Origin of the sequence: Arthrobacter sp. H5, from assembly GCF_000520595.1 — a bacterium.
Taxonomy (GTDB): Bacteria; Actinomycetota; Actinomycetes; order Actinomycetales; family Micrococcaceae; genus Arthrobacter_D.
Map to the genome: position 1 here is coordinate 172,793 of NZ_KI914989.1, position 19,346 is coordinate 192,138.

Consider the following 19,346-nt stretch of genomic DNA (forward strand, 5'->3'; position numbering starts at 1 on the left):
CCCTTCACTTTTCGTGCTTAGAACTTGTTGGCAGCTTCTGCCTGAGTATTTCCACCGGAGGTGTCGGCGCCCAGTGCTGCGCGGAGCTTGGCGCCCAGATCCTCGTCAACGTTGGTCCAGTACTGGATGGCACGCTCACGGATCTCGAGGATGGTCACCCCGCCCACCGCACCGGTGATGGTATCGAGCAGACGGGACTTCTCGGCGTCGTCGAACACCTCCCGGTACAGGGTGCCTGCCTGACCGAAGTCGTCGTCCTCGGCGTGGAGGCTGTGCGCGGCGCGCACCAGGCCGCCGTCGTTCTCCCAGCCGCCCTCGGGACCGGTCCGCGCTGGATCGGCGACAGGACCCCCCACTGAGTTCGGCGCGTACACCGGGGTCGATGCGGAGTTGAAGTGGAAGCGCCCGGCGCCGTCCTTGGAGTAGTTGTGCACCTCGTTCTTCGGTGCGTTGACCGGCAGCTGGGCGTGGTTGGTGCCCACGCGGTAGCGGTGTGCGTCGGCGTAGGAGAAGATCCGCGCCTGCAGCATCCTGTCAGGCGAAGCAGCGATGCCTGGAACAAAGTTCGACGGCGCGAAGGTCGCCTGCTCGATCTGCGCGAAGTAATTCTCCGGGTTGCGGTTCAGCGTCAGCTTGCCCACAGGGATCAGCGGGTAGTCGCCCTGTGGCCACACCTTAGTGAGGTCAAATGGGTTGAACCGGTAGCCTGCAGCGTCCGCGTAAGGCATGACCTGGACCTTGAGGTCCCAGCTGGGGAAGTTGCCCTTCTCGATGTTCTCGCGCAGGTCGCGGATATGGTGATCGGCGTCCGACCCGGCGAGTGCTTCGGCCTCGTCTCCGGTGAGCACCTCGTGGCCCTGGTTGGACTTGAAGTGGTACTTGACCCAGAACTTCTCGCCACCCTCATTGATCCACATGTAGGTGTGGGATCCGTAACCGTTCATGGTGCGCCAGGAGGCGGGGAGACCGCGGTCGCCCATCAGCCAGGTCACCTGGTGTGCCGACTCGGGGCTGAGGGTCCAGAAGTCCCACTGCATATCCGGGTCGCGAAGGTTGGATCCGGGAAGGCGCTTCTGGGAGTGGATGAAGTCGGGGAATTTGATGCCGTCGCGGATGAAGAACACCGGAGTGTTGTTGCCGACGAGATCGTAGTTGCCCTCGTCGGTATAGAACTTGAGTGCAAAGCCGCGGGGGTCCCGCCAGGTGTCGGGGGAGCCCTGCTCGCCCGCGACGGAGGAGAAGCGCAGCAGGGTCTCGGTGCTGGCACCCTGCTGGAACAGCGAAGCCTTGGTGTAGGCGCTGACATCGCTCGTGGTCTCGAAGGTGCCGAATGCGCCGCCGCCCTTGGCGTGCACCACTCGCTCGGGCACTCGCTCGCGGTTGAACTGGGCCAGCTTCTCGACCAGGTAGTGGTCAGTCAGCGGGATTGCGCCATCGCGGCCCAGTGCTGCGGAATTGCTGTCGTCAACAACCGGCGCACCCGATTGGGTTGTGCTGAAGTTCGCGGACATTGTTCTCCTTCTATTTGTGGATTTCCTGCGTCAGGGAAGTGTTTGAATTCTCGCGGCAGTCCGCGCAGAGCCCCTGGTAGACAACGTCGGCAATCACGATGCTCATCGGTTGTGTGCCTGCGGCCCAGCTGGGGGTTAAACACGGCGCGTGACCCACGGCGCAATCCACGTCCTCGATGCGCCCGCATCCGGTGCAGACGGCGTGGTGGTGGTTGTCGTTGACGCGGGTTTCGTAGCGTGCGGGAGAATTTGGTGGCTCTATCCGGCGCAACAGACCAATGGAGGTCAGGTCCGCCAGCACCACGTAAACCGACTGCACCGAAATGTCGGTGAGCTGGGTGCGCACTGCCGCGGCGACGTCGTCGGTGGTGGTGTGGGGTGAGCGTTCGACGGCGGCAAGTACGGCCAAGCGCTGCCGTGTCACCCGTCGTCCGGCGGTGCGCAGACTAGTGGCCCAAGCCGCGTCGCGGCCCTCGGCAGTCACTGCGTAATCGGTCATATACCCAGTGAAGCACCTATTGTGAGTAATTCATAATAAGAAAGCACTAACTTCCGGTTTACTGTTAGTGGATGAAACCAGCACCGTGGGAGTCACAGGGGGTTATGTCTCTCAACAACTGTGACGTTGTGCTCCGGTCCGCCGGAAGAGGCGCGCAGGCTGTGGTGTTGGTGCACGGCATTGGGGTGTCCTCGCGCTACTTTGGGCCACTGGCGGCGGAGCTCGCCCGCGACTGCACAGTGTATGCGGTGGAGCTGCCCGGTTTCGGATCGGCGCCTAGGCCCTCCCGGACGCTCGATGTCCCCGACCTCGGTGGCATTCTCGCCGGAGTGCTCGCCCGGTTGGGATTGACGGATGTGGTGCTGATCGGCCACTCGATGGGCTGCCAGGTGGTCGCCGAGGCAGCGCGCCAGGCTCCCCACATGGTGCAAAGACTTGTGCTCCTGGCGCCGACGGTGAATGACCGCGAACGCTCAGCGGTAATGCAGGGTTTGAGGCTGCTGCAGGACACACTGCATGAACCGGCCGGGGTCAACTGGATTGTATTCAGCGACTACGTCCGTTCCTGTATTCAGTACGCCCGCACCCTGAGACCCATGCTGGAGCACCGGCTCGAAGACGTCCTCGGTAGTGTAATTTGCCCGGCGCACATTGTGCGCGGGGAGAAGGATCCCATTGTTCCCGGAGACTGGGTGGGCCGACTTGTTGGCGCCTGTCCCGGGGTAACCACGGACACGGTCGCCGGCGCACCACACGTATTCATGTACGAGGGTGCAGCTCAGACCGCCCGGTGCTGCATGGCAGGGAAGCCGCATGCGCCTGCTTAGGTATGGAGGGGCCTGGGTATTGGACTACGCCTATGTTGCCTACTGGCAAGTGCACGGGTTTCTGTTCCGTCGTGACGCGTCGCAGTACCTCCACGGTGAGCGGCCACCGGTGCTGCTTATCCCGGGCATCTATGAGACCTGGCAGTTCATGCACCCGGTCGCGGACCATCTGAACCGCAGGGGGCACCCCGTCCATGTGGTGAGCACCCTTGGCTACAACAGGGGAACTGTGACGGCGATGGCTGCCCGCGTCGCCGCCTATCTGGAGGAGCAGCAGCTTACCGAGGTCATTATCGTGGCGCACAGCAAAGGCGGCCTGATCGGTAAGTACGTGATGACCGAGCCAGCTTCCGCGGGCCGCATCCGCCAGCTTGTTGCGGTGAACTCGCCGTTCTCCGGGTCGATCTATGCCAGTTTTGCCGTGCTGCCCAGTCTGAGGGCGTTTTCCCCGCGCAACCGGACGCTTAAAGCGTTGCACGTCAATCTCGAGGCCAATGCCCGGATTACCTCCGTGTACAGCAGTTTTGATCCCCATATTCCCGGTGGTAGTGAACTTCCGGGAGCGGTCCACGTGCGGCTGGAGACCATGGGCCACTTTCGCATCCTCGGCGAGGAAGGGCTGCTCCGCGAGGTGGACCGGGCCATCTTGCTGGGCGAGCCGCCGTCGGACGCCGGATAGGACTGCCACGGTGTCGTTGCCGAGGGTAACGGATACGCGGCTAGACTTCAGAGGTGCCCAGACTCCTTGCCGATATTACGCCGCTCAGGGAGAGCCCGGCATTTCGCAGGCTGTACTTCGGGACTGCGCTCTCGGCAATCGGGTCCAACCTCACACTCGTGGCAGTCAGCCTTCAGGTTTACGAAATTACGCAGTCCAGCCTCAGCGTGGGGTTGATTGGCCTGTATGCCCTGGTGCCGCTGATTGTGGCCGGCCTGTACGGGGGTGCGATAGCCGACGCGCATGACCGCCGCAAAGTGGCTCTCTTCTCCGCAATCGCTCTCTGGGGAACCACCATTGCCATTGCCGCTCAGGCCTGGATTGGCGTGGAAAACGTGTGGCTGCTGTACATCCTTATTGGTATCCACAGCGGCGCGGCAGGAATCAACCAGCCAACCCGGACGGCCATCATTCCGCGGCTGGTCCGGTCGGAACTGCTGCCGGCCGCCAACGCACTCAGCATGATCACGTTCGGGCTCGCCTTCACCGTGGGCCCCATGCTTGCCGGCCTGCTTATCGCACAGGTGGGCTATGGCTGGACCTACACCATCGACGTCGTCACCTTCACTGCCGCGCTCTGGGCGCTCTTCAAGCTGCCCGCCATGCCGCCGGAGGGCCCGGTCCGTCGTGCGGGGATTGCGACGGTGCTCGAGGGATTCCGCTATCTCGGCACCCGCCCCAACATCCGCATGACCTTTCTGATTGACCTTGCCGCCATGGTGATGGCTCAGCCGCGTGTGCTGCTTCCTGCCGTGGGGGCGGTGTTGATCGGCGGCGGGGAGTTCACCGTGGGGGTTCTGCTGGCCGCGGGAGCTGTTGGCGCAGTCCTGGCCGGGCTGTTTTCCGGACCGCTGGGACGGATTCACCGGCAGGGAAGGGCAGTGCAGTGGTCAGTGGCCAGCTGGGGTGCGTCTGTGAGCGGGTTTGGGCTGGTGGTTGTGATGGCTGGTTCATCGCCGGACGGGCAGGTAACGCCATGGATCATCCCGGCGGCGCTGTGCCTGCTGCTGGCCGGAATTTCCGATTCCGTCAGCGGAGTGTTCCGAAGCACCATCCTGCAATCCGCTACTCCGGACGCGATGAGGGGCAGGCTGCAGGGTGTGTTTATTGTCGTCGTCGCCGGTGGACCGCGGCTGGGTGAACTGCTGGGAGGCGGCGGCGCCGAGTGGCTGGGAGAAGGATGGACCGCAGTGTGGGGCGGGCTGCTTTGTATTGCGCTGGTGGTTGTCCTTGCTAAATGGCAGCCGCGGTTTGGACAGTATGATTCCCGGCATCCGGAGCCGTAGACTCAGCGGAACAGCAGGGTCGGCCAGTACGTTGTACCGGTAGCGATTCAACAAGGAGTTCTCTTGCATAACCATTTCAACGGAGCCAAAACGGTTTTCCTGTTCGCTGCACTCATGGGCATTTTTCTGGTCTTCGGCGCGATCATTGCGGCGGCCACCAGGAGTTCCGCGTTCATCTGGATCTTCGCCCTGATTGGTGTTGCCTCCGTCGCGTACAGCTACTGGAACAGCGACAAACTGGCAATCCGCAGCATGAAAGCGGTGCCCGTTACCGAGCAGCAGGCACCGGCCATGTACCGGATTGTGAGGGAGCTGAGCACCAAGGCCAACCAGCCGATGCCACGGCTCTTCGTCTCGCCCACCATGGCTCCCAACGCATTTGCCACCGGCCGGAATCCACAAAATTCTGCGGTGTGCTGCACCCAGGGAATCCTTCAGATCCTGGATGAACGCGAGCTCCGCGGTGTCCTGGGCCATGAGCTCATGCACGTCTACAACCGGGACATCCTCACCAGCTCCGTTGCTGCGGCCGTTGCCGGGGTTATTACGTCGGTGGCACAGATGTTTGCCTTCACCGGAATGATGGGCGGACGTGGAAATCAGGGCGGCAACCCCATCGCGGCGATTCTGCTCGCGATCCTTGCCCCGTTCGCTGCGGTCCTGATCCGCTCAGCGATTGGCCGCACCCGCGAATACGACGCAGACGAAGACGGCGCCCGCCTCACCGACGATCCGCTGGCCCTCGCCTCAGCACTGGGCAAACTGGAGCGTGGCGTGCAGCAGGCCCCGCTGCCGCAGAGCCAGCAGCTGGTCAACACCTCGCACCTGATGATTGCCAACCCCTTCAAGGGCGGCGGAATCCAGAAGATGTTTGCCAGCCACCCGCCCATGGCGGACCGTATCTCGCGGCTGGAACGGATGGCTGGGCGCCCGTTGCGCTAGGGTCCGGTTTCCGTCGACCAGGTGCCCCCTAAATGCGCGCGTGGAGACCGGGCGAAACTTTAGAATTACCCGGTCTTCAGGTGAGAAGTTTCGGCTAGAGCGGCCACTGTTCGATTGCGCCAGTAATCGTCGTGTTGCAGGTGGGTGATCGAGCCGGGCTTGGGTGCGAAGGACAGGAAGCCAGCTGATTCAACCGGGATCTGCAGCCACGTAGTGATGACAAAAATCTGCGCGAATCCATGCGTTACGACGACGTGGGTGTGGTCTCCGTCGGCCATAAGCTCACGGACGCAGTCGCCCACCCGGGTTGCCACCTCGCGGCGCGTCTCGGCCCCGGCGATAGGACCGCGATAGTCGAGTCGGTCATGATCGGGCGCAGAAACTTCCCGATCGGCGAGCCACACGCGCGATTTCCCTTCAGCCTCGCCGAAGCTGATCTCGCGCAGTCGTGCATCTTCGGTGACGGGAGCGCCAAGCCGTGCGGCGAGGATTTCGGCGGTCTCGGCGCACCGGGAGAGGTCGGACGTCGTGATGCGTACAGGCCGCGTTGTGTCGCGGCACCGCCGCATCAGCTCCTCCGCAACAAGGCGGGCATCGAGGCGTCCTTGAGGGGTGAGCTGCGAGTTGTACCAGCCGCCCACGAGTCCGCGCTCCGTGTGCTCAGCCTGTGGGTGAGTCACAACGTAGAGATCATGCACGTCTGAGGGCCAGCCCGGCCTAGCGCATATTCACGAACTGAAGGTCAGCCTCGTCGAAACCCTTGAGCAGTGCCATCGTGGCCTGCAGGTCATCGCGCGACTTTGAGCTGACGCGGAGTTCGTCGCCCTGGATCTGCGACTTTACGCCCTTGGGCGCCTCGTCACGGATGAGCTTGTTGATTTTCTTGGCGATGTCCTGTTCGATGCCCTCCTTGATGGAGGTTTCCAGCCGGAATTCCTTGCCTGAAGCGTAGGGCTCGCCCGTGTCCAGTGACTTCAGGGAGATGCCGCGCTTGATCATCTTGGACTGCAGCACGTCGAGAACTGCGAGTACCCGCTCCTCAGAGTTGGCTTTCATGAGAATGTTCTCGCCGCTGAAGTCAGCCTCCGCGCCCACACCTTTGAAGTCATAGCGCTGGGAGAGTTCCTTCTGCGCCTGATGGAGGGCGTTGGCCACCTCCTGTTTGTCTACCTTGCTCACAACATCGAACGTGGATTCGCTGGCCACAATTCCTCCTGGTTTGTTTGGTGGCTGGGGTTCTGTGTCTAGCCTAATTCACAGCCCGGCATCAGTGGGCTCCCATCCCGGGGTGCAATTGTTGAGGAGTTGGTCATCCCACTCAGGAGGAAATTCATGTCCGCCACGCCGCGTCGTCGGTACCGTATACGCAGGGCCGTCGCAGGCTCACTGCTTGCCGCTTCTTCACTGGCCGGGTTGGGTGCCGCTCCGGCGGTCGCGCTGGATCCGGTCAGCTCAGGAAAGCACGACGACGGCGAGAGGCTCCGCGGGGTGCGGACGGATCTGGATGCAGCTGTGGGAATGGGGCACGTGACCACAGCCCAGGCCAGTCGTTTCTATGACCAGATCGCGCGGCGGGTTGCGGCGGGACTCTGAACTTCACGCGGGGTGGGATCCAGATCGGATTCCCGTAATTGCTGTCGAACAGATCGCGATTCGATTCTGAGCGGGATGTTCTGTAAAGTTGTCTTGCCCGCGGTTACCGTGGGCAGTCTTCATGTGAAGACGTTCGGCAGATTACCCGAGCGGCCAAAGGGGGCTGACTGTAAATCAGCTGGCACAGCCTACGGGGGTTCGAATCCCTCATCTGCCACCATCGGGAAACCCCGTCTGACCTGCGGAAACGCAGGGAGGGCGGGGTTTTTTGTGCCTGCACAGCGTTGCAAGGCAGGCTCAGTCCTCGTCGGAGTCTTCGTCCGCCTCGTCAAAGATGGACAGCAGCATAATGGCATCCTGGACCGCGGGCCTGATCCTGTTGAGGAACCACGCAGATATCGCAGTGAGAGCCATTGCCGATCCCTTGACAACCATCCCGTGGGTAATGTGCGTCATCGTATTCCTCCGTGGCGACAGGCTGAAGATATACCCGGATCATAGGACGTGAAGCTTGCGAAAAGCATGCTGGGCAACAACCCAAAGCCAGCAAAAAGCCCGCTCCCACCAGCAAAGGTTGGAGCGGGCTTCTGTAGGCTGAAGATCGCCGGACGGATTACTTGGCGGCGATCAGATCTACCGGATTAATGTCCGGGTCCCGTGCAAGCAGATTGGGCCCGTGCTCGCCAAGGGCTGCGACAATCGCGCCGTTGAGGTGGGCCTGCCGGCCCTCTTCGGTTTCGAACGTGTCAAAGATTCCGAACGTGTTCTCGTTGACCCGGAACGCGTACCAGGTCTTGGTGTCGGGTTCATCAACAGCAAGGCTGCGTCCGCTTTCGAGGAAGTCCCACAGCTCCTGCTCCTTGCCGGGCTTCGCCTCCAGTAGGGCCAGGAATCCAAATTTCAGTGCCATATGCGTCTCCCTCGAGAGGTCGGACGGAATCCGCCTGGGGCGGCGGCCGTGTACATGAGCCTATGGACACCCGGCACTGAGGACAAGTGGCAGTATTCCCGATGGACATGCCCGTTTGTCCGCAACCACACCACGGAGCTTGTACCGCGAAACCTCGCGCAGAGCGAACAGGGGGCGACACAACCGGAAATTCTCGTTAGCGTGAAGACATGGCAACTATTGACATCACCGAGGCAACCTTTCCCGAGACCATCGAGAGCAACGACATTGTGTTCGTTGACTTTTGGGCCGAATGGTGTGGCCCGTGCAAGCAATTTGCTCCGGTGTATGACACCGTTTCGCAGAAGCATGAGGACATCACTTTCGCCAAGGTGGACACCGAGGCGGAGCAATCCCTCGCTGCGGCGGCCGGTATCACGTCCATCCCCACCCTGATGGCATTCCGCGAGAAGGTCCTCGTCTTCTCGCAGCCGGGCGCACTCAACGCAACTCAGTTCACCGAATTGGTCGACGCCGTGAAGGCCCTGGACATGACCGAGGTGCACGCGCAGGTTGCACAGCAACAGGCAGCTGCGGCCGACGGACAGGCAGCGCCTGCCGAGGAAGAGCGGAAAGAAGCCTAAGACTTTACAGAAGCCCCCGGATCCGGAAGGAGCCGGGGGCTTCCGCCGTTAAGCAGCCCTGTTGATCTGAACCGGCTCAGCCAACAGACCGCTCAGCGACTCACCCAGGTCCTGCACCGCTGTTCCCTTGAGGTGTTTCTGCAGCAGTTCCTCGGATTCCCACTGCTCCGTCAGCACCATGCGGTCTTCGGAGGCCTCAGTGATCTCGTATCTGATGCACCCCGGCTCCTGGACAACCTGCTCAATGGCAATGTCCAGGGCGAGCCTGACGCGGTGGAATTCGCCGTCGTTGGGAAGGAATGTGGCGGTCAAATCAACAAGTGTGCTCATGGTTCAAGCCTAGCCAGCGGCACGCGGGAATCGAACTCTAATAAAAGTTGGCGAGATCGCGGCACCTGGCGACGGGAATAGCAGCCACCCCCGCAAGAAGTCCCCAGACGAGTATGAGCGGAAGCGGACCCAGAGCGCCGGCGGCGAGGCCACCCACAATTGCAGCGACAGGCATGATCCCGAGGCTAATGGTCCGTTGCGCCGCGCCAACCGTGGCGAGTTCACTGCGGTCAACGGATCTGGGGAGAACTTCCGCGCCGGCTACAGCGGAGATCGACACAAGAAAACTCCACGTGAGGGCTTGGGCGGACAGCCAGATAAGGTCTGGGCCCGGAAACCACAGGCATCCGACGGCTAAAAGCACCGCGGGCACGGGAAGAAGTGCCGCGCCCGCGCGCAGTGTCCGCAAACCCAAGTGTTCGGACATTCTGGGAGCGGCAGCCGCCCCGAGGATGGCGCCGCCTGCTGAAAGCACGCCCAGGGCTGCGTATGCCCCAGGATGAATCAAAAGATCGCGCATCGAATAGACAGGAAGCACTGTGTTCCCCAGCATGGCACCCGCGTTGGTCAATGTGGCCGAGAGGGTCAGTGCCCAGGCAGCCGGGTTGCGGCGCAGAGTCCTGAAACCGTTGCGGAATTGGTTTGATGCCGAGACCCGCGGTGCGTTGGTTCGATGAATCTGCGGAACTTTGACGCCAAACTGGAAAGCACGGGAGGCAGCGTACGAGGCAGCGGAGGCCATCAACGCCGCAGGAACGCCCAAGAGGGCGATGAGAACACTTCCGGTTCCCGCAGCTGCCGTGGAGGTGGACTGATCAACCATCGCCAGCCGTGAGTATGCCTTTTTCAGTTTGTGCGGTTGGATGATTCCTGGAATCACGGTGCGTTCGGCTGTGGTAAACAGGACATCTGCCAGGCCAATCAAAACCGCGATGCACCCTAAAAGGGTTCCGGAAAGCCAGCCACCAAACCACGCTACACACAGGCCAGCCAGCGCCCCAAAGCGCAGCAGTGTGGCCGTTCCCATGGCGATCACCGGATTCCTCAGGCGGTCCACAGCCATTCCGATTGGCATCCCTAACAGCAGGAACGCACTCAATCCGATGGCGTTCAGGACTCCTACATACGCGGTGCCGAGGCCCAGAGTGGCTACGGCGAGGATGGGAAGAACGGTGCGGGTGAGCGAATCCCCGAACCCTTCAGCAGCCCCGGTCCCAAGGAGAAATCGAAAGGAGCGTTTGCTGCGGCCGCTCTCCGAAATAACGTGATGTCCCTGAATCGTCACTGTATTCCCTCATAAGTATGTGTCAGGCACTCCCTTACATAGTGTCAGGATATGCCTGACAACATAAACGCGCCATAGACTTTTCGTATGAGGAGTGAATCAGAGCCGGGTAAATCGGACGACGGTATACATCAGCCGTTCATGTGTTCCTTCTGCCTGCGCGCGCGCGAGGAGACCGGGCTCCTCGCAGGGGCGCCCACTGCCGCAATTTGCAAGGACTGCGCGGGGCGGGCGCTTGCAATGCTCAGGGACGCCGCCCCGGCGGGGGACAAGTTGCCCGAGGCGCCGTGGGATATCCTCAACGACGCCGAGCTCCTCAAACGCCTGCCGCACGTTGCACAAGCCCGTGATCAGGTTGAAGAGCACCTGCGGACCTGGGTGGGCGTTGCCAAGAGTCGAGGGATTAGTTGGGCCAGTATTGGTGTCTCGCTGGGAATGTCGCGGCAATCCGCGTGGGAACGGTTCCGGTAGGCCATGACGGTGCCGGAACTCCGCAGCCGCGCCTTCACCGATAAAAGCGATGAGCCGGAGATTCCGCTCCCGGCCGGCGACGTCACCGAGGGCGTGGTGCGGATTGGTGGAACGGTCCGCTGGCCCCATCAGCCGCAGTCCTTCGCAGTTGGCGCTTACCTTGACCATTTGGAGCGCGCGGGCTTCGAGGGCAGCCCGCGCTTCCTCGGCCGTGACAGGGCCGGTCGGGACGTACTGACTTTCATTGATGGGAGGGTGGCGGGGGATCCCATTGAGCCCTGGGTCCTGTCAGAAGAGTTGCTCACATCGGTGGGCCAGCTGGTGCGCCGGCTCCACGATGCTTCGCAGAACTACGACCCGTCGGTAGAACCGTTTCCGCCCCGGCCAATCCGGCAAGACTCTCTGGAACTTGTGACGCATCTCGACGTCACGCCGCAGAACGTTGTTGTCCGGGACGGGCGCGCGTTCGCCCTGATCGACTTCGACCTCGCGGGGCCCAGCACCCGATTGGCTGATTCCTACAACGCGGCCCTGCATTGGTCACCGCTGCGCGATCCGGCGGACCCCCCGCCACAATGGGAGGGAATGGACGTGGCCCGTAGGCTGCGGATCTTTGCCGACGCCTACGGCTGGACCGATGAGGAACGACGCCGGCTGCCGGCCTTTGGTGCGGAACGTGCAGAGCTGTCCTGGCAGCGGATGAAACACAACGCCGATCAGCTGGGCGAAGGCTGGAAGCGCATGTGGGACGAGGGCGTGGGGGATGTCATCCGCAGACGCGGGACCTGGTTGGAGTCCCATGAGAAACTGCTGATCACGGCACTCACCAGCTAGCGGACACGTTATCGCCGCCGATGGTCCGACGGCGCAAGCCGCGGCCCGAATGCCTGCTTCCTGAACCCGCTCGCATACAGCATTCGCACCACCCTTTGGCGCTGCCCGGACCACGGTTCGAGCAAGCGCAGCATGCCGGCGTCGTCCGTTCTGCGTCCCGTGAGCGCCGCGCCCACAAACGCGGCGAGGTGAAAGTCGCCCACCGAGATTGAGTCCGGGCACCCATGCGTGCGCTGTAGAACCTCGGCGGCCGTCCACGGGCCGATCCCCGGAACTGAACACAGCCCCGCAGTAACGACGGCGCGCGGCTCACCAGCCAGCCGCTCCAGAGATGCTCCCACAGTTGCGGCGCGCAGAATGGTGGCTGAACGCTTCGAATCGACCCCGGCCCGGTGCCATTCCCAGGAGGGCACGCGCCGCCATTGCTCTGGCGTGGGCGGCAACCGCAGCGCTGCGGGCATGCAGGGAGCGGCCGGTGTCGCGTCGCCGAACCGGGTGAGCAGATACCGCCAGGCACGCTTAGCCTCGGTGCCTGTTACCTTCTGTTCAAGAATGACGCGCACGACGGCGTCGAGCATCCTTCCGGTCGACGGGAACCTGAGCCCCGGCGTCAGATAGCGGCCCTTGCGCGCCAGTTCGGGCAGCTCGGAGGAATAGTCCGGTTCGTCGAAGACGCTCCAGTCGTCCTCCGCCCCGCAAAGTCGCGGGACCGAAGCGAGCGCTGCTTCGGCGCCGGGCCCCCACGCCGTGGCGTGCACTGCGGATGAGCGAAGCGGCCCATGCTGCACCAGGCGCACGGTGGCCACGCCGTCGTCCGTTCTGAATGCAAGCCAGGCGGCGCCGTCGTGCTGGATAAAGGACGGGTCAAGCGAACCGCACCGTAGTGGGCCGAGGGTTGCCGCCAGGTTGTATGCGCCGTCAGGCTCCCATACCGCAGCCAAGGCGGAGGGGGAGGGGGAATGGACGGAAAGGCTCATGCGGTTAATGGTGCCATGCGGCGCCGACAGAGCCGGCGCACCAACTCCCTGCGGGCGCACTCGAAACCGCCAGGCGCACCAGCTATAGCCGGCGCGTTGGCCGGTATCGGGTGCGTCAGAGGGAAAGTGCTGCGGCCGCAGGTCCCGCAGCGGACAAAGCACCGGCTGCGAACCGGTAACTTTGTAGTATGAAGTACGCCAATTCCGTCGTGGACCTGATCGGCAACACACCGCTGATAAAACTCAATAAAGTAACCGACGGGATTGCGGCAACAATCCTCGTGAAGGTGGAGTACTTCAACCCGGGCGGTTCCGTGAAGGACCGGATCGCGGTCAAGATCATTGACGCCGCGGAGAACGAGGGCAAGCTAAAGCCCGGCGGCACCATCATCGAACCCACCTCAGGAAACACCGGCGTGGGTCTGGCACTGGTTGCCCAGCAGCGCGGCTACAAGTGCATCTTCGTGGTCCCTGACAAGGTGGGCGTGGACAAGCGCAACGTGCTCGCTGCTTATGGAGCAGAGGTTGTTGTCACACCCACGGCCGTGGCGCCGGACAGCCCACAGTCCTACTACGGCGTCTCCGACAGGCTTACCCGCGAAACCCCGGGCGCTTTCAAACCGGACCAGTTCTCCAATCCCAATGGACCGCTCAGCCATTACGAGAGCACGGGCCCGGAGATCTGGACCGACACCGACGGAGGAATCACCCACTTCGTGGCCGGCGTGGGCACCGGTGGAACCATCACCGGAACGGGCCGCTACCTCAAGGAAGTTTCGGCCAAGCGGGACAAAGGGCCGGTGAAGATCATCGGAGCTGACCCGGAAGGCTCCATCTACTCCGGCGGCACCGGCCGGCCGTACTTCGTTGAGGGCGTCGGCGAGGATATGTGGCCAGACGCCTATGATCCGTCAGTGCCGGATGAAATCCTCGCAGTGACCGACGCGGAGAGCTTCGCAATGACACGCAGGCTTGCTCGCGAAGAGGGCCTCCTGGTGGGCGGCTCGTGCGGCATGGCCGTGGTGGCCGCGCTGAGGGTGGCAAAGGAACTTACGGAGGAGGACGTCGTCGTCGTCCTTCTACCTGACAGCGGCCGTGGCTACCTGGGCAAGATCTTCAATGACGACTGGATGAAGTCCTACGGCTTCATGGAAAGCGGCGAGGAGGCCACCGTCGGAGAGGTGTTGCGGTCCAAGAACGGAAACATGCCGGACCTGGTCCACACGCACCCCACCGAGACGGTACGCGATGTCATCCACATCATGAGTGAGTACGGCGTTTCCAATATCCCGGTGCTGTCCCAGGAACCACCCGTGGTCATGGGTGAGGTGCTGGGTTCGGTGGATGAGCGCTCGCTGACGGAGAAGATTTTCCACGGCGAAGCGAAGCTGACCGACAAGATTTCCGCGCACATGGATGGCCAGCTGCCGCTCATCGGTTCCCTTGAATCCGTAGCTACGGCACGGGAGCGGTTGCAGGACAGCGACACACTGATGGTCACGTTTGTTGGTGCCCCGGTGGGAATACTCACCCGGCATGACCTGCTGACCTACATGAGCATCTAAGGAGACACCATGACTAACCCAGGTTTTAATACCCGAGCAATCCACGCCGGCCAGACGCCCGACCCCACCACCGGGGCTGTCATCCCGCCGCTGTACCAGACCACCACGTTTGCGCAGGACGGCATCGGCAAGCTCCGGAACGGCTACGAATACGGGCGCGGCACCAACCCCACCCGCGACTCGCTGCAGACCCAACTCGCCGCGCTTGAGGGCGGGGAGCATGCGTTCAGTTTTTCATCAGGGCTGGCCGCAGAGGATGCACTGATCCGGGCTCTACTCAAGCCCGGCGACCACATCGTCATGGGTAACGACGTATACGGCGGAACGTACCGCCTTATCGACCGGGTCCTCGCTCCGTGGGGAATCAGCAACGCGGCGGTGGACATGTCCAGCGTCGAAACGGTCCGGACTGCGGTCACGGCGGGCAACACCCGCATGGTGTGGGTGGAAACCCCGTCCAATCCGATGATGAAGATCACCGACATTGCCGCCATCGCTGCGATTGCCCGTGAGGCCGGCGCCATTCTTGTGGTCGACAACACGTTTGCCACACCGTACCTGCAGCAGCCGCTCGCGCTGGGTGCCGACGTCGTCGTCCATTCCACCACCAAATACATTGGCGGCCATTCGGACGCAAGCGGCGGTGCCGTGGTACTGAACGACTCCGGTATGGCTGAGAAGGTGGGATTCATTCAGTTTGCGGTGGGTGCGGTGTCCGCGCCGATGGAGGCGTGGCTGACCACTCGCGGGCTGAAGACCCTGGGCGTGCGGATGGACCGGCACAGCTCCAATGCTCTCGCGATTGCCAAGTGGCTCACCGGACGCAGCGAAGTTGAACGGGTCTATTACCCGGGGCTTACAGACCATCCGGGTCATCAGCTCGCCGCTCAGCAGATGAAGAACTTCGGTGGGATGATCTCGGTGTCCTTCAAAGGCGGAGAGAAAGCCGCGCGTAAGGTTGCCGAGTCCACCACAGTGTTTACGCTGGCCGAGTCGTTGGGCGGGATCGAGTCGCTGATGAACTATCCGTCGGAGATGACCCACGCTTCAGTCAAGGGCACTGAACTGGCCGTTCCGGAGAACCTGATCCGGCTGTCCGTCGGCATTGAGGATGTGGAGGATCTCATCTCGGATCTGGAGCAGGCTTTCAGCAGCCTGTAACACTACTCGTGTGGGTCAACGCTTCTTGAACGGACTCACGGTCCGGCTCACCAGCCGGACCCACTTGTTCTGGGGTTTAGGGCTGATTTTCTGAAACCAGTGATTGCTGGGCGGCAGCCACAGTGGCACTACGGCAACGAGCATCACCACGGCGATCACCGACAGGCCGGGCGTGCTGCGCACCAGAATCGGCAGCCCCACAATGACTCCCACAGTGGACAGCAGTTCCCGTGCGCTCCGCTTTCCCCGGCGCAGGCGCAGCACCAGGAAGAGCTGCAGCAGCGCCAGCACCGCCATGAGCACCCCGAGCCCGATGAGCCCAAACCTGTCCTGCTCCTGCAACTGGGCGGACACCAGGAATGAGCCCGCCGCGATCAGGAAAAGGATGCTCACCACCAGCCAGACGGCAATGGCCGCCTTGAGGGTCACTGGCTGTGGCGGGAGTTCAGGGCGCGGGGTGCGTGCCATGTCAGGCTGCGCGTCCCGTCCGGGGTGCAACGACGCCCGTCCGTGTCTGGTGATCGTACCGGTACACTTCCCTGCCGCCGATCCAGACGGTGAGCGCCCGCTGCATCACATCGAGGGGGTCACCGCTCCAGAGCACGACGTCGGCATCCTTGCCGGTCTCCAGCGAACCGATGCGGTGGTCAAGTCCGAGGACCTTAGCCGGGTTGATGGTGATGGAGCGCAGCGCTGTCTCCCGGTCCAGGCCTTCCTTGATGGCCAGCGTGGCCTGGTGGACCAGGAAGTCGATGGGGATGACCGGATGGTCGGTGATGATCGAAATTTCGACGCCAGCTGCTGCCAGCTTGCCGGGGTTCGCGATGGACCTGCCGCGCAATTCCACCTTGGACTTGGTGGTGAAGAGCGGACCGATGAGCACCGGAATGCCGCGTTCGGCGATGACATCGGCCAGGAGATGCGCTTCGGTCCCATGGTCGAGGACCAATTCGTACCCGAATTCATCCGCAAGGCGGATTGCCGTGGCGATATCGTCTGCACGGTGGGCGTGCTGGCGCCAGGGGATTTCGCGCCGCAGCACCATGGCTAGCGCTTCAAGCTTGGGATCCCGGCCGTTTTCGTCAGCCTTGCCCATGTAGTTCTGCGCCTCCATGAAGGCTTTGCGGATGATCATGGCGGTGCCCAGCCGGGTGGCTGGCGTCTGCTTCTTCTCCCCATATACCCGCTTGGGGTTCTCACCGAGTGCCGACTTCAACCCGCTGGGGGAGCGCAGCAGCATTTCCTCGATGTACCGTCCGTGAGTGTGGATGGCGACGGCCAGTCCGCCGATCGGGTTTCCCGATCCGGGGTTGACGTTGACGGCGGTGATGCCGCCCTTCAAGGCGTCGTCGAAGCCGGGGTCGTACGGGTTGACGGCGTCCAGAGCGCGGACGCCGGCGGTTACCGGGTCCGTCATTTCATTGGTGTCGTCTCCGGCGGAGCCTTCACCTTCCTCATGGGTGCCGAGGTGTACATGCGCGTCGACCAAACCGGGCAGGAGCCACTGACCTTCGGCATCAACGACGTCGGCGCCGGCGGGCGCCTGGACATCAGCTCCCAGCGCGGAGACTTTACCATCCTCCATTACTACTGTGCCGTTGAAGGGCGCGCCGACAATGGGCACAACGTGGGCATTGACTATTGCGGTGGCAGTCATGGATGTGACCTTTCTTAGTGGGAGTGGTCACACCCAAACCTACCGTCTACAAATCGGAAGGAGGAAAAAAGAAGTGCCCGACGGCGTTGGTCACGTCTCGGGACTGATCATTGAGTCAATCGCCTTTTCGGGCTTCCAGGCGCCGTCTTCGGAGTTGCTCGTGATAGCGAGGGTGACATCGGCGTCGGGGTAGTGGCGCAGCATCGCGCTGACGCCTGTGTTCACCCCATCCTTGTAGTAGCTGCGGATACTGCCGTCCGTTCGGGTATCGAACTCGAGTCCAAAGCCGTACAAGAGGGGGCCGCTGCCGGGCCGGTCGTGGTGTTTGACCTGGGGGGTGATGAACAATTCCGTCATCGACGGAGAGAGCAGTTCTCCACGACGCACAGCGTCCAGGAAAAGCGCCAGGTCGGAAGCGGTGGTGTGAGCGCCGCCGTCGGGCGATCCAATGGGCGGATAGCTGTAGATATTCTGCCGCCAGCCGCCAACTGCTCCGTTCACGCCCGGAACGGGCTCCCACCCCTCAGCGACGTTGGGCACGGCCTCACGCATGTCGAAGAAACCCGAGTCGTTCATGCCGGCCGTGGCGAAAACGTGCTCGCGAACGTAGTCCCGGTAGATCATTCCGGTAACGGACTCCAGTGCCAGCCCGGCGAGGATGTAGCCGCAGTTGCAGTACCGGCACCCCTGACCCGGGGCGAAGTTGGGTTCCTTGTGAATGAAGCCGGGGAGGAAGTCGGCGGTCTTGGTGACCGAGTAGTTAGGGCGGTCAACCTACAGCGCCTCGTAGGACTCGTCTGCCTCCTCGTCGGCGTCGTCAGCGATGCCCGAAGTGTGGGTGAGCAGTTGGCGGATGGTGACGTTGGGGCTGATCCTGGTGCCCTCGACGTTGAGGAACTCTGCGACGGTCGATTCGAGTCCAAGCGCTCCGGCGTCCACTTGCTGAAGAACCGCAACGGAGGTGAACAGCTTGGTCACGGACGCCACATCGAAGCGCATGTCCACCGTGACGGGGGTGTTCCAGCGGCGCGACGCCGTCCCATAGGCCTCGTGAAACAGCGTGGTTCCCCCGCGGTCCGCCCGCACCACTCCGGAGAAGGTGTCGGCGGACTCCAATTCAGTAAGGAGGGCACGCGCCGCCGCGGGATCGAAAGCCATGGCACCATCCTGCATGACTGATTGGTATTAGTCAATCAGTAACGGGGGCTAGCAACGGCCCACCTTCCGCGCCCTGTTTCGCTCTCCGCGGGCGCTTGACCGGTAGGCTTGGGCCTCATGACAACTGGTTCCCTGCTGGCGGTGTGCCGCGTGCACGCGCTGCTCCCAACCACTGATTCCACCGGCGTTACAGCGATTGACAAACGTCCCGTGTCCACTTCGGTCAGCGTGCATCCACTGGGTCTGACCGGCGACATTCAGGCCAGCCGAAAGCACCACGGCGGTCCCTTCAAGGCCATCTACGCCTACTCGCAGGAGGACGCCGATTTTTGGGCCGGCGAGATTAACCGCGATGTGACACCGGGACTGTTCGGCGAAAATCTGCGTGTGGAGGGAGTTGATGCCTCCCATGCCGTGATCGGCGAACAGTGGAGGATAGGCGCCGACGTGGTGCTTGAGGTCACCGAGCCCCGGACGCCGTGCGCAAACTTTGCCCGACGCATGGGAGAAACGCGGTGGGTCAAGCGGTTTGCCGCGGAGGGGCGGGTTGGCACCTACCTTCGGGTCATCAAGCGCGGTGCGATCAAAGCCGGTGACACCGTAACAGTAGAGTCCCGGCCGGACCACGGGGTCACGGTGGCTCAGGTATTTGCAGGGCTGTCAGTTGAGGATGCCCAACGACTGCTGGACTGGGAAGCAGTCGGCGGCGTCCTCGGCGCCAACCTGCACAGAGTTTTGTCATCGACTCTCCCCAAAATGCCCTTCCCAGAGCCTTCTCCGGGCTGAAACGGTCCTTTTGGGGAGAGTCGATGGGTGGGCGGTGTGCGCAGGCTCACGCGCCGTCGTCGTTCCTTAGGTCGCAGCCGGAGAGCCCGGTGCGCTACACTGGAAACATCCCCCACACCGGTATTCCCTAAATTTATGCCCACTTTGGGCTGGATAGGTTGTGTTGGGGCTCGTGGAGAAAGCATGCGAGCAGATTCATTCAGGGAGCGCCGG

Annotated in this window: 22 protein-coding genes, 1 tRNA gene and 1 pseudogene; 12 read left to right on the top strand and 12 right to left on the bottom strand. The window is 62.6% G+C overall.

Features of this window, described 5'->3' with window-relative positions:
• Positions 1-17: 17 nt before the first annotated feature.
• On the bottom strand, positions 18-1,511 hold the full coding sequence (locus Y708_RS0108480) for a catalase (protein ID WP_028279591.1): 1,494 nt from the start codon (positions 1,509-1,511) through the stop codon (positions 18-20).
• 10 nt (positions 1,512-1,521) lie between these two features.
• Positions 1,522-2,010 carry a Fur family transcriptional regulator gene (locus Y708_RS0108485; RefSeq protein ID WP_028279592.1) on the bottom strand — a complete coding sequence of 163 codons (489 nt, stop codon included), beginning with the start codon at positions 2,008-2,010 and terminating at the stop codon, positions 1,522-1,524.
• Between the two features lie 71 nt (positions 2,011-2,081).
• Here Y708_RS0108485 and Y708_RS23900 point away from each other — a divergent pair, with 71 nt between their 5' ends.
• From Y708_RS23900 to htpX, 4 genes are all read left to right on the top strand, one after another.
• On the top strand, positions 2,082-2,837 hold the full coding sequence (locus Y708_RS23900; RefSeq protein ID WP_051478835.1) for an alpha/beta fold hydrolase: 756 nt from the start codon (positions 2,082-2,084) through the stop codon (positions 2,835-2,837).
• Positions 2,824-3,516, top strand: a complete 693-nt coding sequence (locus Y708_RS23905) for an esterase/lipase family protein (protein WP_035775728.1) — start codon at positions 2,824-2,826, stop codon at positions 3,514-3,516. The genes Y708_RS23900 and Y708_RS23905 overlap by 14 nt, the downstream gene beginning before the upstream one ends.
• Positions 3,517-3,569: 53 nt before the next feature.
• Positions 3,570-4,841: an MFS transporter gene (locus Y708_RS0108500; protein WP_028279593.1), complete on the top strand. Its 1,272-nt coding sequence runs from the start codon at positions 3,570-3,572 to the stop codon at positions 4,839-4,841.
• 63 nt (positions 4,842-4,904) lie between these two features.
• Entirely contained in the window at positions 4,905-5,783 is an 879-nt protein-coding gene (gene htpX / locus Y708_RS0108505) for a zinc metalloprotease HtpX (protein WP_028279594.1), read from the top strand.
• Between the two features lie 65 nt (positions 5,784-5,848).
• Here the strand turns inward: htpX and Y708_RS0108510 are convergent, their stop codons facing one another.
• Both Y708_RS0108510 and Y708_RS0108515 read right to left on the bottom strand, forming a co-directional pair.
• The gene (locus Y708_RS0108510; protein ID WP_253905748.1) at positions 5,849-6,463 is read right to left on the bottom strand and encodes a histidine phosphatase family protein; all 615 of its coding nucleotides are present in this window, start codon (positions 6,461-6,463) and stop codon (positions 5,849-5,851) included.
• 37 nt (positions 6,464-6,500) lie between these two features.
• A complete protein-coding gene (locus tag Y708_RS0108515; protein ID WP_028279596.1) occupies positions 6,501-6,989 on the bottom strand; it encodes a YajQ family cyclic di-GMP-binding protein in 489 nt (162 codons plus the stop codon).
• Positions 6,990-7,115: 126 nt separating this feature from the next.
• On the opposite strand from Y708_RS0108515, the gene Y708_RS0108520 reads away from it, so the two are divergent.
• On the top strand, positions 7,116-7,376 hold the full coding sequence (locus tag Y708_RS0108520; protein ID WP_028279597.1) for a hypothetical protein: 261 nt from the start codon (positions 7,116-7,118) through the stop codon (positions 7,374-7,376).
• Positions 7,377-7,511: 135 nt separating this feature from the next.
• Positions 7,512-7,596, top strand: a tRNA-Tyr gene (locus tag Y708_RS0108525).
• Between the two features lie 77 nt (positions 7,597-7,673).
• On the opposite strand, the gene Y708_RS29095 is transcribed toward Y708_RS0108525, so the two are convergent.
• Together Y708_RS29095 and Y708_RS0108535 are read right to left on the bottom strand one after the other, a co-directional pair.
• Positions 7,674-7,832: a hypothetical protein gene (locus Y708_RS29095; protein ID WP_155853785.1), complete on the bottom strand. Its 159-nt coding sequence runs from the start codon at positions 7,830-7,832 to the stop codon at positions 7,674-7,676.
• Positions 7,833-7,989: 157 nt separating this feature from the next.
• Entirely contained in the window at positions 7,990-8,286 is a 297-nt protein-coding gene (locus tag Y708_RS0108535; protein ID WP_028279598.1) for a putative quinol monooxygenase, read from the bottom strand.
• A 209-nt stretch (positions 8,287-8,495) separates the two neighbouring features.
• On the opposite strand from Y708_RS0108535, the gene trxA reads away from it, so the two are divergent.
• Positions 8,496-8,909: a thioredoxin gene (trxA, locus tag Y708_RS0108540; protein ID WP_028279599.1), complete on the top strand. Its 414-nt coding sequence runs from the start codon at positions 8,496-8,498 to the stop codon at positions 8,907-8,909.
• Positions 8,910-8,957: 48 nt separating this feature from the next.
• Here the strand turns inward: trxA and Y708_RS0108545 are convergent, their stop codons facing one another.
• Together Y708_RS0108545 and Y708_RS0108550 are read right to left on the bottom strand one after the other, a co-directional pair.
• The gene (locus Y708_RS0108545; protein WP_028279600.1) at positions 8,958-9,239 is read right to left on the bottom strand and encodes a putative quinol monooxygenase; all 282 of its coding nucleotides are present in this window, start codon (positions 9,237-9,239) and stop codon (positions 8,958-8,960) included.
• A 37-nt stretch (positions 9,240-9,276) separates the two neighbouring features.
• On the bottom strand, positions 9,277-10,524 hold the full coding sequence (locus tag Y708_RS0108550; RefSeq protein ID WP_028279601.1) for an MFS transporter: 1,248 nt from the start codon (positions 10,522-10,524) through the stop codon (positions 9,277-9,279).
• 87 nt (positions 10,525-10,611) lie between these two features.
• On the opposite strand from Y708_RS0108550, the gene Y708_RS0108555 reads away from it, so the two are divergent.
• Both Y708_RS0108555 and Y708_RS0108560 read left to right on the top strand, forming a co-directional pair.
• On the top strand, positions 10,612-10,995 hold the full coding sequence (locus Y708_RS0108555; protein WP_155853786.1) for a ClpX C4-type zinc finger protein: 384 nt from the start codon (positions 10,612-10,614) through the stop codon (positions 10,993-10,995).
• Between the two features lie 3 nt (positions 10,996-10,998).
• Entirely contained in the window at positions 10,999-11,829 is an 831-nt protein-coding gene (locus Y708_RS0108560; protein ID WP_028279603.1) for a phosphotransferase, read from the top strand.
• 8 nt (positions 11,830-11,837) lie between these two features.
• Here Y708_RS0108560 and Y708_RS0108565 read toward each other — a convergent pair whose 3' ends face one another.
• On the bottom strand, positions 11,838-12,806 hold the full coding sequence (locus Y708_RS0108565) for a DNA-3-methyladenine glycosylase family protein (RefSeq protein ID WP_028279604.1): 969 nt from the start codon (positions 12,804-12,806) through the stop codon (positions 11,838-11,840).
• A gap of 188 nt (positions 12,807-12,994) precedes the next feature.
• On the opposite strand from Y708_RS0108565, the gene Y708_RS0108570 reads away from it, so the two are divergent.
• Positions 12,995-14,371 carry a cystathionine beta-synthase gene (locus Y708_RS0108570; protein WP_028279605.1) on the top strand — a complete coding sequence of 459 codons (1,377 nt, stop codon included), beginning with the start codon at positions 12,995-12,997 and terminating at the stop codon, positions 14,369-14,371.
• A 9-nt stretch (positions 14,372-14,380) separates the two neighbouring features.
• The gene (locus Y708_RS0108575; RefSeq protein ID WP_028279606.1) at positions 14,381-15,532 is read left to right on the top strand and encodes a cystathionine gamma-synthase; all 1,152 of its coding nucleotides are present in this window, start codon (positions 14,381-14,383) and stop codon (positions 15,530-15,532) included.
• 15 nt (positions 15,533-15,547) lie between these two features.
• Here the strand turns inward: Y708_RS0108575 and Y708_RS0108580 are convergent, their stop codons facing one another.
• The 3 genes and pseudogenes from Y708_RS0108580 to Y708_RS23910 form a co-directional block, all read right to left on the bottom strand.
• A complete protein-coding gene (locus tag Y708_RS0108580; RefSeq protein ID WP_035775733.1) occupies positions 15,548-16,000 on the bottom strand; it encodes a hypothetical protein in 453 nt (150 codons plus the stop codon).
• A 1-nt stretch (position 16,001) separates the two neighbouring features.
• Positions 16,002-17,189: an amidohydrolase gene (locus Y708_RS0108585; RefSeq protein WP_028279608.1), complete on the bottom strand. Its 1,188-nt coding sequence runs from the start codon at positions 17,187-17,189 to the stop codon at positions 16,002-16,004.
• A 90-nt stretch (positions 17,190-17,279) separates the two neighbouring features.
• A pseudogene (locus tag Y708_RS23910) lies at positions 17,280-18,362 on the bottom strand (serine hydrolase domain-containing protein).
• Positions 18,363-18,464: 102 nt separating this feature from the next.
• Between Y708_RS23910 and Y708_RS0108595 the strand changes: the two are divergent.
• A complete protein-coding gene (locus Y708_RS0108595; RefSeq protein WP_028279609.1) occupies positions 18,465-19,133 on the top strand; it encodes an MOSC domain-containing protein in 669 nt (222 codons plus the stop codon).
• Positions 19,134-19,346: the final 213 nt, after the last annotated feature.